Annotated in this window: 13 protein-coding genes; 9 read left to right on the forward strand and 4 right to left on the reverse strand. The window is 42.6% G+C overall.

Annotation, left to right across the window (positions count from 1 at the left end; translation table 11 throughout):
- Positions 1-43 precede the first annotated feature (43 nt).
- The 4 genes from ftsE (at position 44) to FLL46_RS03650 (ending at position 4,162) form a co-directional block, all read left to right on the forward strand.
- Positions 44-745, forward strand: a complete 702-nt coding sequence (ftsE, locus tag FLL46_RS03635) for a cell division ATP-binding protein FtsE (protein ID WP_142892082.1) — start codon at positions 44-46, stop codon at positions 743-745.
- On the forward strand, positions 738-1,712 hold the full coding sequence (gene ftsX / locus FLL46_RS03640) for a permease-like cell division protein FtsX (RefSeq protein WP_142892083.1): 975 nt from the start codon (positions 738-740) through the stop codon (positions 1,710-1,712). Before ftsE ends, ftsX begins: the two co-directional genes overlap by 8 nt.
- A 342-nt stretch (positions 1,713-2,054) precedes the next feature.
- On the forward strand, positions 2,055-2,903 hold the full coding sequence (gene rpoH / locus FLL46_RS03645) for an RNA polymerase sigma factor RpoH (protein ID WP_142892084.1): 849 nt from the start codon (positions 2,055-2,057) through the stop codon (positions 2,901-2,903).
- 431 nt (positions 2,904-3,334) lie between these two features.
- Positions 3,335-4,162 carry a substrate-binding periplasmic protein gene (locus tag FLL46_RS03650; RefSeq protein WP_142892085.1) on the forward strand — a complete coding sequence of 276 codons (828 nt, stop codon included), beginning with the start codon at positions 3,335-3,337 and terminating at the stop codon, positions 4,160-4,162.
- 77 nt (positions 4,163-4,239) lie between these two features.
- Here FLL46_RS03650 and FLL46_RS03655 read toward each other — a convergent pair whose 3' ends face one another.
- From FLL46_RS03655 to trxA, 4 genes are all read right to left on the reverse strand, one after another.
- Complete coding sequence (locus tag FLL46_RS03655) at positions 4,240-4,965, reverse strand: NAD(P)H-flavin reductase (RefSeq protein WP_142892086.1); 726 nt, start codon at positions 4,963-4,965, stop codon at positions 4,240-4,242.
- Between the two features lie 28 nt (positions 4,966-4,993).
- A complete protein-coding gene (ubiD, locus tag FLL46_RS03660; RefSeq protein ID WP_142892087.1) occupies positions 4,994-6,472 on the reverse strand; it encodes a 4-hydroxy-3-polyprenylbenzoate decarboxylase in 1,479 nt (492 codons plus the stop codon).
- 12 nt (positions 6,473-6,484) lie between these two features.
- Complete coding sequence (gene rho, locus FLL46_RS03665; RefSeq protein WP_142892088.1) at positions 6,485-7,744, reverse strand: transcription termination factor Rho; 1,260 nt, start codon at positions 7,742-7,744, stop codon at positions 6,485-6,487.
- 477 nt (positions 7,745-8,221) lie between these two features.
- On the reverse strand, positions 8,222-8,551 hold the full coding sequence (gene trxA, locus FLL46_RS03670; protein WP_142892089.1) for a thioredoxin TrxA: 330 nt from the start codon (positions 8,549-8,551) through the stop codon (positions 8,222-8,224).
- 163 nt (positions 8,552-8,714) lie between these two features.
- Between trxA and rhlB the strand changes: the two genes are divergently transcribed.
- From rhlB to FLL46_RS03695, 5 genes are all read left to right on the forward strand, one after another.
- On the forward strand, positions 8,715-10,025 hold the full coding sequence (gene rhlB, locus FLL46_RS03675; RefSeq protein WP_142892090.1) for an ATP-dependent RNA helicase RhlB: 1,311 nt from the start codon (positions 8,715-8,717) through the stop codon (positions 10,023-10,025).
- Between the two features lie 143 nt (positions 10,026-10,168).
- Positions 10,169-10,408: a sulfurtransferase TusA gene (tusA, locus tag FLL46_RS03680; RefSeq protein WP_142892574.1), complete on the forward strand. Its 240-nt coding sequence runs from the start codon at positions 10,169-10,171 to the stop codon at positions 10,406-10,408.
- Between the two features lie 2 nt (positions 10,409-10,410).
- On the forward strand, positions 10,411-11,004 hold the full coding sequence (locus FLL46_RS03685) for a DUF1285 domain-containing protein (protein ID WP_142892091.1): 594 nt from the start codon (positions 10,411-10,413) through the stop codon (positions 11,002-11,004).
- Positions 11,005-11,052: 48 nt separating this feature from the next.
- On the forward strand, positions 11,053-11,367 hold the full coding sequence (locus FLL46_RS03690; protein ID WP_142892092.1) for a hypothetical protein: 315 nt from the start codon (positions 11,053-11,055) through the stop codon (positions 11,365-11,367).
- Positions 11,357-13,024, forward strand: a complete 1,668-nt coding sequence (locus FLL46_RS03695; RefSeq protein WP_142892093.1) for a formate--tetrahydrofolate ligase — start codon at positions 11,357-11,359, stop codon at positions 13,022-13,024. Before FLL46_RS03690 ends, FLL46_RS03695 begins: the two co-directional genes overlap by 11 nt.
- Positions 13,025-13,078 lie beyond the last annotated feature (54 nt).

Here is a 13,078-nt window from a genome sequence, read left to right on the forward strand (position 1 = left end):
TAATAGCTGTAGTCGATTATAAAAATAATAACCAGGTAAATAGATGATAGAGTTTGCAGAGGTTTCCAAGCGTTATCCAAATGGCCAAGAAGCACTAAAGCGGGTTAATTTTGAACTTGCTGACGGTGAAATGGCTTTTTTGACGGGTCATTCCGGCGCTGGAAAAAGCACTTTATTAAAACTCATCTGTCTGATGGAGCGCGCGACTTCAGGGCAAGTCGTTGTTAATAACAAAAACCTGAATCGTACTAGTAGAAGAAAGATTCCAGGCGTCCGCAGAAATATCGGTATGATTTTTCAGGATCATCGATTGTTATTTGATCGAACGGTTTTTGATAATGTCGCACTTCCTTTAATGATTGAAGGCTACCCCCATCGAGAAATCGGCCGCAGAGTCAGAGCTGCCTTAGACAAGGTTGGTTTACTCTCAAAAGAGAAGCATTCCCCCATAATGCTGTCAGGGGGAGAACAGCAGCGAGTAGGGATTGCCCGTGCGGTTGTGAATAAACCGCCGTTATTGCTCGCCGATGAGCCAACCGGTAATCTTGACCCTGAGCTTTCCGCCGAAATCATGCACCTTTTCGAGCAATTCAACCAGGTTGGCGTGAGCCTTTTGATCGCCTCACATGACTTGAGCCTGATTGCCCAAATGCACTATCGAACTCTGGTAATGAAAGAGGGCCGACTGGTTCAAGATCAGGTCGATAGCCTTGAGCAGGATTCTGAGGAGGTCGCTAGTGAGTAACGACCAACTTACCGGCGCCAGTTTGTCTCAGGGAGCGACTTTAAGTGCTCGCCTGAATATGCTCGTTCGATTGCATAAAATTGAAGCGCGGCGCGGCATTCTTGATATTTTGGCTAATCCGATTTCTAACTTTATGACAGTGTTGGTAATCGCGATTGCGCTTGCATTACCAGCTGGATTGCAAATCCTGCTCGAAAACGGTAAGTCTTTGTCAGAAAATTGGGATGGCGCAAGCCGAATTTCACTTTATCTTAAATCTGATCTCTCGCAATCGAAGTTACTTGAGTTAGCAGATAAAGTTAGTCAAGAGCCGGGTGTTGCCAATGTGAACATTATTACTCAACAGCAGGCTTTAGATGACTTTAAACAGCATTCTGGATTTGCCGAGGCAATTGAGCAGCTTGATAGTAATCCGCTGCCGCCTGTGCTGGTTGTTCAGCCTGCTGTTTCCCACGCTTCGCCGGAAGCTTCTGAAATTATGTTGTCGCAATTTAAGACCTACCGTGAAGTCGAGTTGGCCCAATTAGATTTAGATTGGGTGCGTAAACTCTATGCAATGCTGCAATTGGCTGAAAAAGCAGCTTCGGCGTTGGGGGTGGCTCTGGCGCTAGCTGTTTTGTTGATTGTTGGAAACACTATCCGTTTATCTGTTCAGAATCGACGCGAAGAAATAGAAGTTGTTAAGTTGGTTGGTGCGACTGATGCGTTTATTCGACGCCCTTTTTTATATACTGGTTTCTGGTATGGACTCTTATCGGGCGTTACTTGCTGGCTAATTCTCACCATTTCATTGTTATGGTTGCAAGATCCCGTGGCTAACCTGGCGGGCCTTTATCAAAGCCAATTTCGCATTAGTGGTCTTGGTTGGCTGCAAAGCTTTCAGTTAATCTCAGCAAGCTGTGTATTGGGATTGCTAGGTTCATGGTTGAGCGTTGGTCGACACATTCGACAGATTGAGCCTCGATAATTAGCCCGGCACAGTGTCATTTTTGGCATTTGACGCATTTTTCTGCCTAATTATTCATAAAAACATCTCTAAATTAGTAACTTTTCGGTGGCTTCGAGGTCTATAAATAGACCTATGAGAAAGCTGTAACAAATTGTTTCTTAAGGAAACTTTCGTTATTTTTAGCACTCTTATACCGAAAGTGCTAAAAAATTAGCACTCTTGAATATAGAGTGCTAAACTAGCAGGCAATTATAGGAATCTGTATTGGGTTTTTCCCAGTATTATCAGGACGAAATTTCATTTGAAAGTAATAAGGTTACTTTCGCTATTACTTGCTAAAACAGCAAGAAGGTATGAATTATGAGCAAAGCATTAGCTACATTATCAATGTCGGTGCCGCAAGGTAACATTGAATCCTATGTTACTGCGATACACTCGGTACCGGTATTATCAGCCGAGCAAGAAAACGAACTCGCTACGCGTTATCGTGATGAAGGCGATCTTAATGCCGTTCGTGAACTCATTGTTTCACATTTACGATTTGTTGTTCATATCGCTCGAAGCTACAGCGGTTATGGTTTGCCGCAAGCCGACCTCATCCAGGAGGGTAATGTTGGTTTGATGAAGGCGGTAAAGAGATTTGATCCAGACGTTGGCGTTAGATTGATTTCGTTTGCGGTTCATTGGATTAAAGCGGAAATTCACGAGTTTGTACTTAAAAACTGGCGGATTGTGAAAGTTGCGACAACTAAAGCACAACGCAAATTGTTCTTTAATCTTCGAAGTGCTAAGAAAAACCTTAATTGGTTAAGTAATGATGAAGTTAAAGTGGTTGCAGAAGATTTAGGCGTTTCGGAAATTGAAGTTCGCCGTATGGAGAGCCGTTTGAACTCAAGGGATACTGCTTTTGATTTGCCTAATGATGCCGATGAAGAGAGCAGTTTCGCGCCAGCAGCGTATCTTGAAGCGCCTGAAAGCGACCCTGCTCAAACATTAGAGCAGCAAAACTGGGAAGATTTTCACCAGCAAAAGCTTAGCAATGCTATGCAAACATTGGACGAGCGAAGCCAGGATATCCTCGCTTCTCGTTGGCTTAACGATGACAAGTCAACTTTGCAGGAATTAGCTGAAAAATACCAGGTTTCGGCGGAAAGAATCCGTCAGCTTGAGAAGAATGCAATGAAAAAGCTTAAATCTGCGATGAGCTGATCTTAAACTAGAGCCCGGTCTCTTTAAATAATATGGTTAAAAAAGGCGCTGTTAGCGCCTTTTTTTGTAAAAATTCTTGTCGTTTTATATCTGCAAAGCAATTTCCTGAAAAGTCGTTAGTAAGTGAATACTCGCCAATATTTTTACTAATCACTCAGCTTGATAAAAAGTACCCTTTTACCTGAACCCCTCTTCCGATATGGGTTTGCCATTCTAAATATCTTGATGTTATTCAGGTGAGTTGAACCTGAGTAACACGGATCAGCAAACCAGGAATACGAGAATTAATCTGAATATCTCAAATTCTAAATTTGAACGTGGCCTTATGATATCTAAAAACCCAATTTTTTATTCAAAATGAAAGGTGAAAATGCCTTAGCTGGACTACACTTAAGATAGGTCACACTCACCCACCAACAACGGAGAACAGGATGAAAAGAAAGCTTTTATTCGGCCTATTAAGTTGTTTTGTTTTAGTCCTGGCTGGCTGTGGAGAAGCTCCTGAGCCTAAAAAACCGCAAGTAAAGAAAGAAGCAGCTAAACCAAGTATTATTGCTGCAAAATGCCAATTAAATATGGGGTGGGATCCTTGGGAACCCTATCAATACCTGACTCCCGACGACAAAGTGCAAGGGTTGGAAATTGATCTCGTTAGCGCAATGGCAAAAGAGGCTGGCTGTGATCTTAATTTCGTTCAGAAAAACTGGATGAATCTGCTTAATGGAATACGCAATGGAAGTATTGATATGCTAGGTGGCGCCTCAAGGACCACTGCGCGAGAAAAGTTCGCCCACTTTTCCGACAACTACCGCCATGAGTCTTTTATTCTTTATGTTCGAAAAGGCGAGTCTGGTAAATATTCTGAGCTTAATTTAAAACAATTGCTAGATGGCGATTTTCGACTTGGCGTTACGCAAGATTACATTTATGGTGAGCAGGTTAGTGAGCTTCAAGACAATGAAAGCTATCAGGGGAAATTTGTCAGCGTTCCTACCACTGAAGTGAACTATTATAACCTGGTACAAAATCAGATTGACGGCTTTTTAGAAGATCCATTTGTGGCCGCGTATACTATCAAGCGTAAAGGCCTTCAAGATGATATTGAACAACATCCACTGGAGGTTCATAGTGGTGATGTTGCCATTATGTTTAGTAAAAAAAGTGTCAAACAGGAGACTGTGGATGCGTTTAATAAAGCACTGGCCAAGTTAAAACAGAATGGCGAATATCAAAAAATTCTTGCCAAATATAGCCATTAAGCAATTTAACCTGAGGTTATTTAGTTTAAACGGTCAGGATTAATTTTCTGAAAAAAAAACCGGCATTGCCGGTTTTTTTATATTAGTTGCCCCATTTCTCGTTTTATATCAAGAATGTCTGAATGAATTTGATCTTTAGGTACGCCGGCCTTTACCAGGGATTGATAGACATTCATCACCATTGCTTCGGAACCGCTAACGTAAAACTCACACTCTGAGGATTTTTCACCTAGCTGTGCCAGTGCAACTTCGTGTGGAAACCCAGTCTCTCCCGTCCAGTTTTTGTCAGTTTCCGAAACAACAGGGATATAGGTGAATTGACATTGTCCGTGATTCCATTCGTTAATGATCTCCGATTGGTATAAATCGGATGAGGCCTGGGCCCCTAGATATAAGGATAACTTTCTCGAGGTGCCTTGCGCCAAAGCGCTTTCGAGTAAACTTTTCATCGGTGAAAATCCTGTGCCACCGGCTATGATTACTAAGTCTTTGTCTCCCTGCTTGAGAAAGCACTCACCGTAAGGGCCTTCAATATGGAGGCGTGTGGCAGTTTTAAAAAGGTTTAGCATGTCCGCCGCCAAATCATGGCCAGGTATTAATCGAATGTGTAGTTCGATAAATGCTTTTTGTTCAGGCGCGCTCGCGATAGAAAGTGGAATGCGTTTTCCATCTGGCATTAACAAATAGAGGTACTGACCACCTTTAAACTCAAACAGGTTACCCTTTTCAGGTTGAATTCTAATTCGATAAATCTGATCCGTTAGCTGTTTAATTTCAGTGGTTGTACAGTTTAATTCATTCATCGTATTTTCTTGTGTAAGCTTAAATTTTTTACAACCCTAAACTAGGCCAGATTTCATCAACACGCTGCTTGGTTTTTTCGTCCATTTCTATTGATTCTCCCCATTCGCGATTAGTTTCGCCGGGCCACTTGTTGGTTGCGTCGATTCCCATTTTAGAGCCGAGACCAGACACCGGAGAAGCAAAATCCAGATAATCGATTGGCGTATTATCAATGAGTGTTGTATCGCGGCTAGGATCAACCCGAGTTGTGATTGCCCAGATAACATCATTCCAGTCACGCGCATTGACATCGTCATCAGTGACGATAACAAATTTAGTATACATAAATTGTCTGAGAAAACTCCATACGCCTAACATCACCCTTTTAGCATGACCCGGATATTGTTTTTTCATGGTCACTACCGCGAGACGATAAGAGCATCCTTCGGGCGGTAAATAAAAATCAATAATTTCCGGAAATTGTTTTTGTAAAAGAGGAATAAAAACTTCGTTGAGCGCAACGCCAAGTATGGCTGGTTCGTCAGGCGGTCTACCGGTGTATGTCGAGTGATAAATAGGTTGGTTTCGGCTGGTTATTTTTTCTATTGTGAAAACAGGGAATTCTTCTACTTCATTATAGTAACCAGTATGATCACCGTAAGGCCCTTCGGGCGCCATTTCGCCTGGATAAATGAAGCCTTCTAATACATATTCTGCACTTGCAGGAATTTGAAGGTCATTAGAAAGACATTCACTCACTCGAGTTTTTTCGCCACGAAGCAAACCTGCAAAAGCATATTCCGATAACGAGTCGGGAACAGGTGTTACTGCGCCTAAAATAGTCGCCGGATCGGCACCCAATGCCACGCTTACCGGAAAAGGTTCTCCTGGATGGGTTTCTTGCCAGGCTTTAAAATCTAACGCGCCGCCACGATGAGATAGCCACCGCATGATGACTTTATTTTTAGCAATGACCTGCTGCCGATAAATTCCCAGATTTTGACGTTTTTGATTAGGCCCCCTGGTAACGACTAACCCCCAGGTAATCAATGGTGCAACGTCACCAGGCCAACAGGTTTGAACAGGAATTTTGTGTAAATCAACTTCATCTGCTTCAAAAACAACTGACTGGCATTCTGGTTTTTTGACGAGCTTAGGGCCCATATTGAGCACTTGTTTGAAAAGCGGCGCTTTGTTCCAGGCGTCTTTGAGTCCTTCTGGTGGTTCCGGCTCTTTAAGAAATGCGAGTAGTTTGCCGACTTCTCTTAATTGGGAGACATCTTCACAACCCATGGCTGCGGCGACTCTGCGTGTCGAGCCAAATAAATTAGCCAATACGGGAACGTCAAATCCTTTTGGGTTTTCAAATAGCAGTGCGGGTCCGTCTGCTCGTAAAACCCGATCAGAAATTTCTGTCATTTCCAGGTTTGGATCAACGGAAGCGGAAATTCTTTTGAGATCACCTTGCTGCTCAAGATGATCCAAAAAGTCTCTTAGGTCTTTATATTTGACTGATGAAGAAAGCATGACTTTAGCAGTCTACTTTCTCTTCATGGAGTTAAAAAATTCTTCGTTGGTTTTACCGAGGGCGAGTTTATCCACCAGGAATTCCATCGCTTCAATTTCTTGCATTGGGTGAATGATCTTTCTGAGTATCCACATTTTTTGCAGCTCTTCAGGGGTTGTTAGCAAGTCTTCTTTACGCGTACCGGAGCGATTAAAGTTAATGGCAGGGAATACGCGTTTTTCGGCAATTTTCCGGTCAAGGTGAAGTTCCATATTACCGGTTCCTTTAAACTCTTCGTAAATGACTTCATCCATTTTTGAACCTGTATCAACCAATGCGGTTGCGATAATGGTTAAGCTACCGCCTTCTTCGATGTTTCTTGCAGCGCCAAAGAATCGCTTGGGTCTTTGCAATGCATTGGCATCAACACCACCAGTCAATACTTTGCCGGAAGAGGGGACAACTGTATTGTAAGCACGCGCTAATCGGGTAATCGAGTCGAGTAAGATAACAACATCTTTTTTATGTTCGACCAACCGTTTAGCTTTTTCAATGACCATTTCTGCAACTTGAACGTGGCGACTAGCTGGTTCATCGAAAGTTGAAGCGACCACTTCGCCTCTTACTGAGCGCTGCATTTCTGTTACTTCTTCAGGGCGCTCATCAATCAATAATACAATTAACACACATTCTGGATAATTGGCGGTAATTGATTGTGCAATGTTCTGCATCATCATGGTTTTACCGGCTTTCGGTGGCGAAACCACCAAGGCTCTTTGGCCTTTACCAATCGGGGCAGATAAGTCGATGACACGGGCGGTCATATCTTCACTTGATCCATTTCCACGCTGCATCACCATTCGCTCGTCAGGGTGAAGCGGGGTCAAGTTCTCAAATAATATTTTGTTTTTAGCGTTTTCTGGGCTGTCGAAATTAATTTCATTTATTTTCAGTAACGCAAAATATCTTTCACCGTGCTTGGGTGGGCGAATCTTACCGGAAATCGTATCTCCAGTGCGTAAGCTGAAGCGGCGAATTTGACTGGGCGAAACGTAAATATCGTCAGGGCCTGCTAGATATGAAGAACCGGCATTTCTCAAAAAACCGAAACCATCGGGCAGGATTTCGAGAACACCATCTCCGAAAATATCTTCGCCGCTTTTCGCGTGGTTTTTAAGAATTGCAAAAATAATATCCTGTTTGCGCATTCGAGCTGCATCATCCAGGCCTGCTTCTTTCGCCATTTCGCTTAGCTTAGCTGCTGAAAGCTGTTTAATTTCGGTTAGATTCATAGGAGTACTTTATTATTTATAGAGTGGAAAAGTAGAAGTTGAGTCCGTAAATTTAGTCTTCGGTCTAAATGAGTTCAAAATTTACGTAGATTAAATTACCCGTTTTATTGAATATATGGTGTTTCGACATCAAACCAACTGCAAATTAAATGGGGTTACGCCCGAATAGCGAACTTATTATTAATCTTATTTGATTGCAGAGGAATAACGACAAATTAGAAGTTCATTCTAGAAACAGACTTATTTTAGGAGCCAGGAGACTCTGAAACGAGCTGTCAATTGAAAAGTAGCACTAAAATAAAAAATTGTCCAACATTTTACTGAATTCTATTCGACCTATCGATTTATCATCCCTCTACGCGATAAGCGTCTAATCGATTTTATCACTGTGCGACAGTTACCTGGTTCGCACAGTGATAAGTGGCTCTTACCCTGTTAGCCAGGAAATATGGCTTGGGAAAGTGCTCTAAAAATTCATTAAATATTGCTATCTAAAAACGCCGCTAACTGTGATTTGCTGGCTGCGCCAATTTGCTGAGCTTCGACGACGCCATTTTTAACCAGGATAAGAGTAGGGATACCCTTGACGCCATACTGTGGCGCTGTAGCCTGATTTGTATCGATATTGAGCTTTCCGATTTTTACTTTACCATCATACTCATCAGCAAGCTGGTCGAGAATCGGCGCTATCATTTTGCATGGACCACACCACTCTGCCCAAAAATCGACTAATACCGGAATATCTGACTGTAATACTTCAGCGTCAAAGCTGTCATCGGTTAATTGAACAATCTTATCACTGCTCATGAATTCTCTTCTCCTAAAAAACACTATTCGCCCGCATTCACAGTAAATGCTATTATGCGGCATTAATCTAATATGACTATTTTGGTCTATTCTGCAGTCAGTTGGTGCAAGTTGCAACCAGAGATCGCAAAATCCAAACAAATTATCAGGAACAATTGCTACTATGGTTACCCATTTATCCACAACTGCATTTCGTAATATGGGGCTTCATCCAGACTTATTAAAGGCCCTTGATTCACTTGGTTATCAATTTGCGACGCCAATCCAGGCTCAGGCCTTGCCATTATTACTTAATTCGCAGGATGTGGCTGGGCAGGCACAGACCGGAACCGGCAAAACTAATGCCTTTTTACTCGCAATTTTGAATGAATTACTGACTTTACCTGAGGTTGAAGGACGAGAAATTAATGAACCCAGAGCCTTTATAATTGCGCCGACCCGAGAATTAGTGATTCAAATATTTGAAGATGCCAAGAAACTCTCTAAATATACTGATCTGAAGATGTGCGTTGTGTTTGGCGGCGCGGATTACGATAAGCAGCGCAAAGCAATTGAGCAAGGGTGTGATGTACTGATTGGCACCGCAGGTCGATTGATCGACTACTTCAAGCAACGCGTATATAACTTTTATGCCTTAGACTGTGTGGTTCTTGATGAAGCCGATCGTATGTTCGATTTGGGTTTTATCAATGATATTCGTTATCTTTTTCGTAAAATGCCCAAGCCCACTGAGCGTCTGAACATGTTGTTTTCTGCGACTTTGTCTCATCGAGTTAAAGAACTCGCTTATGAACATATGAACTCACCGCAACACATTCATGTTGAAGCAGAGCAAGTCACCGCTGACAGAGTTCGTCAGCTACTTTATTATCCTGCTAATCATGAAAAGTTACCGCTATTGGTCGGATTGATGCAAAAGTACCAGCCTGAGAAAGCAATGATCTTCACTAATACCAGGCGTCAGGCGGAGAAGGTCTGGTTGTGTCTTAAAGGCAATGATATTAAAGCTGGTTTGTTAACCGGTGACGTACAGCAGAAAAGAAGAATTCGATTACTCGAAGATTTAAAGCAAGGAAAAATAGAAGTGTTGATCGCTACCGATGTGGCTGCAAGAGGGTTGCATATTGACGGAGTGACTCACGTGTTTAATTACGATCTGCCTGATGACGCGGAAGATTATGTTCACAGAATCGGCAGAACTGCCAGAGCTGGCGCAGAGGGAGACGCGATTTCTTTTGCCGGCGAAGATAATGCCTTTAATTTGCCAGCTATCGAGCGTTACATTGAAAGTGCCATTCCGACTGCAGATGTGTCTCCTGACTTGTTGGCAAATATCAAACCCTCGGCCAGTATGGAGCGACCAGCTCATAGAGGAGGACGGGGCAAAGGTCATCATAAAAATGGACCTGGTAAAAGTAACTATCGAGGAAAGAAGCCAAATCAATCCAGTCGATCCCGAGGTCAAAGCGAATAAAACGCTAATAAAGCGTAAAACTATTAATTCCGATACGGGTTAGTCGACGCTTTTGTTTTTAGAACTTGTAGTCGTTATTAGAGATTGTAATTGTCATTAGAAACTGTAGTAGTAATCTAGAAAGAACATAGATAGTGAGTAGTATGAGCATTCAGCCTGATGTCATCCTTGAAGCAGAAGGATTACGTTGCCCGGAGCCAATTATGATGATCCGTAAGTCGATTCGTACAATGCAAGCCGGAGAGGTATTATTGATTGTTGCCGATGACCCGGCAACTAAAAGAGACGTCCCCAATTTTTGCGAGTTTATGGATCACGAGTTACTTGAAGCAAAAACGGGCGAAATTCCCTACCAGTATTGGATCCGCAAAGGTCGTGGGTAGCAATGTCTTCCAACAGACCGAATCAGACGAAATCAAATTCCAGACAAGCTGTCTCTGCTGAATCGCTCATCAAATCAATTGGTGATTCGCCTATACCGCCAGTTGAAAAGTGGGATCCGGAGTATTGCGGAGAGCTTGAACTCATTATCAAGTCTGATGGTAGTTGGCTTTATGGTGGGACACCGTTAACACGACGCAAAATTCAGTTGTTATTTTCCCGTGTGATTAAAAAAGAAGGTGATGACTATTTTTTGGTGACACCGGTGGAAAAATTATCAATCCAGGTCGAATGGTTACCATTTGTTATTGTTGATTTTGAGGTGATTGACGAAAATAATAAAAAGATTTTTCGATTTTTTGATAACTGCGACAATCAAGTCGATTTAATGGCAAGCGGACAACTCAAGTTGAGCCTGTTTAAAGAACAGTGGCTTCCTTCAATCCTCATTCGCCGCAATCTTTATGCTGGAATTAGTCGTCAGTGCTATTATCGATTGATTGCGGAAGCTGATATTGATGAAACGAATGACACAAGTCATGTACAACTCACCTCCAATGGAATAGTCTTTTCTCTCGGAGAATTCGAGCAAACCTAGAGTTCAGAAATAATTTGAGCTCAGACATAATTTGAGTCCAGACATAATATGCACATTGTAATCAACAAAATTCCAAAAGCGGCAATTGTCTGTTATTGCGTAGGCTTTGCGATCTTGATCGCGGCACTGATAGTGTATTTTTATTTTTCCAATTTGATTGAGCCTGTCAGGTTACAGCAAATTTTTATTGGCGGAGCGATTGTTGTGGTCGTTGGCTCTGTGATTAATACACTGTACCAGTTTCGACCTGGTCGAAATTCTCAAGACGTGGAAAGTCAATCAACCTCCAGGCAAGATCAGAACAATTTGTTTCCCGACAGTTCAAGCCAAACTGATGAAAAGGAAAAAGCTAATGCTGAATGATGCAGAAATTGTTAAGCAATTCAAACCTAAACCTATCGTTGAAGTTGCCAAAAGTTTGGGAATCGATGAACAATACATAATGCCCTATGGGTCAGAAATAACCAAAATCCATGCTGATGCACTCAAACAGGCAACTAAGCAGAATAGTGGCAAACTGATTTTAGTTTCTGCAACGACGCCAACACCTGCAGGCGAAGGAAAAACGACAACCACCATTGGCCTGGGCCAGGCATTTACCCGGTTGGGAGATTCTGTCTGTTTAGCGCTAAGAGAACCATCACTAGGCCCTTGTCTGGGAATGAAAGGCGGCGCCACCGGTGGCGGTTACTCTCAAGTTGTGCCGGTTGATCGAATCAACTTACATTTCACTGGCGACTTTCACGCGATTACTTCTGCTAACAATTTGATCTCGGCTTCTATCGATAACCATATTTATCATGGCAACGCGTTGAATATCGATCCACGTCAGATTGTATGGCGCCGAGTGATGGATATGAATGACCGTAGTTTACGGAAAATTGTTCTTGGACTTGGCGGAAAAATGCAGGGAATTCCCAGGGAAGGTGGTTTTGATATTACTGCCGCGTCGGAAGTGATGGCTATTTTGTGTTTGGCGAAAGACTTTGAAGATCTGGAAAACCGATTGGATAACACTCTGATTGGATATAGCTATACCGACGAACCCGTTTTTGTTAAAGCACTCGGTATTACCGGCGCTTTATTGGCGTTACTTCGCGATGCCCTGCACCCTAATCTGGTGCAGTCGTTAGAAGGAACGCCGACTTTTATTCATGGTGGACCTTTCGCGAATATTGCCCATGGGTGCAATAGTGTTCTAGCCACAAAAATGGCAATGCATCATGCAGAGTGGGCAATTACTGAAGCTGGGTTTGGATTTGATTTAGGCGCTGAAAAGTTCTTTGATATTAAGTGTCGTCTGGCCGAACTCGATCCTGCTGCAGTTGTATTAGTCACTACTGTTCGGGCGCTAAAAATGCACGGAGGAATGGATAGACAACATTTAACCACGGTAAACACAGAGTTTGTTAAGGCTGGTCTCGAAAATCTGGACAAACACATCGAAAGTGTTCAATTGTTTAACAAAACGCCTGTGGTTGCACTTAACCGTTTTGCCGACGACAGTGATGAAGAAATTGCCATTATCCGCGATCATGTTGAAGCGAAAGGTATTTTATTCGCCGAAAGCAACCATTTTACCAAGGGCGGCGAAGGTGCGATTGAACTGGCTGAAAAAGTAAAAATAGCCGTTGAACAAAATAGGCCGTTCAAGCCCCTGTATGAATTACGCGATAGCGTCGTCGATAAGATTAAAAAAGTTTGCAAAGCAATGTATGGTGCTCGCGATGTGGCGTTTACCAAAGAGGCGGAAGTTGATTTGCATCATGTGGAACATCTTAAGCTCACTGGGTTACCGATCTGCATTGCCAAAGCGCCAAGTTCTTTATCAGATGACCCCTTGTTGCACGGTCGGCCACGTGATTTTCAGGTTACAGTGAGAAATATTCAAGTGAATGCGGGCGCTGGATTTTTGGTTGTGTTGACGGGAAAAATCATGCGTATGCCCGGGCTGCCGAAAGAGCCTGCAGCGACAAAAGTTGAACTGTTAGAGGACGGAGAAATTATTGGTGTGAGTTAATTGTTTTGGAAACGATTCAATTTTTTGAAATCAATATCTGTGATTGAATTTCCT

Origin of the sequence: Aliikangiella coralliicola, from assembly GCF_007004725.1 — a bacterium.
GTDB lineage: Bacteria > Pseudomonadota > Gammaproteobacteria > Enterobacterales > Kangiellaceae > Aliikangiella > Aliikangiella coralliicola.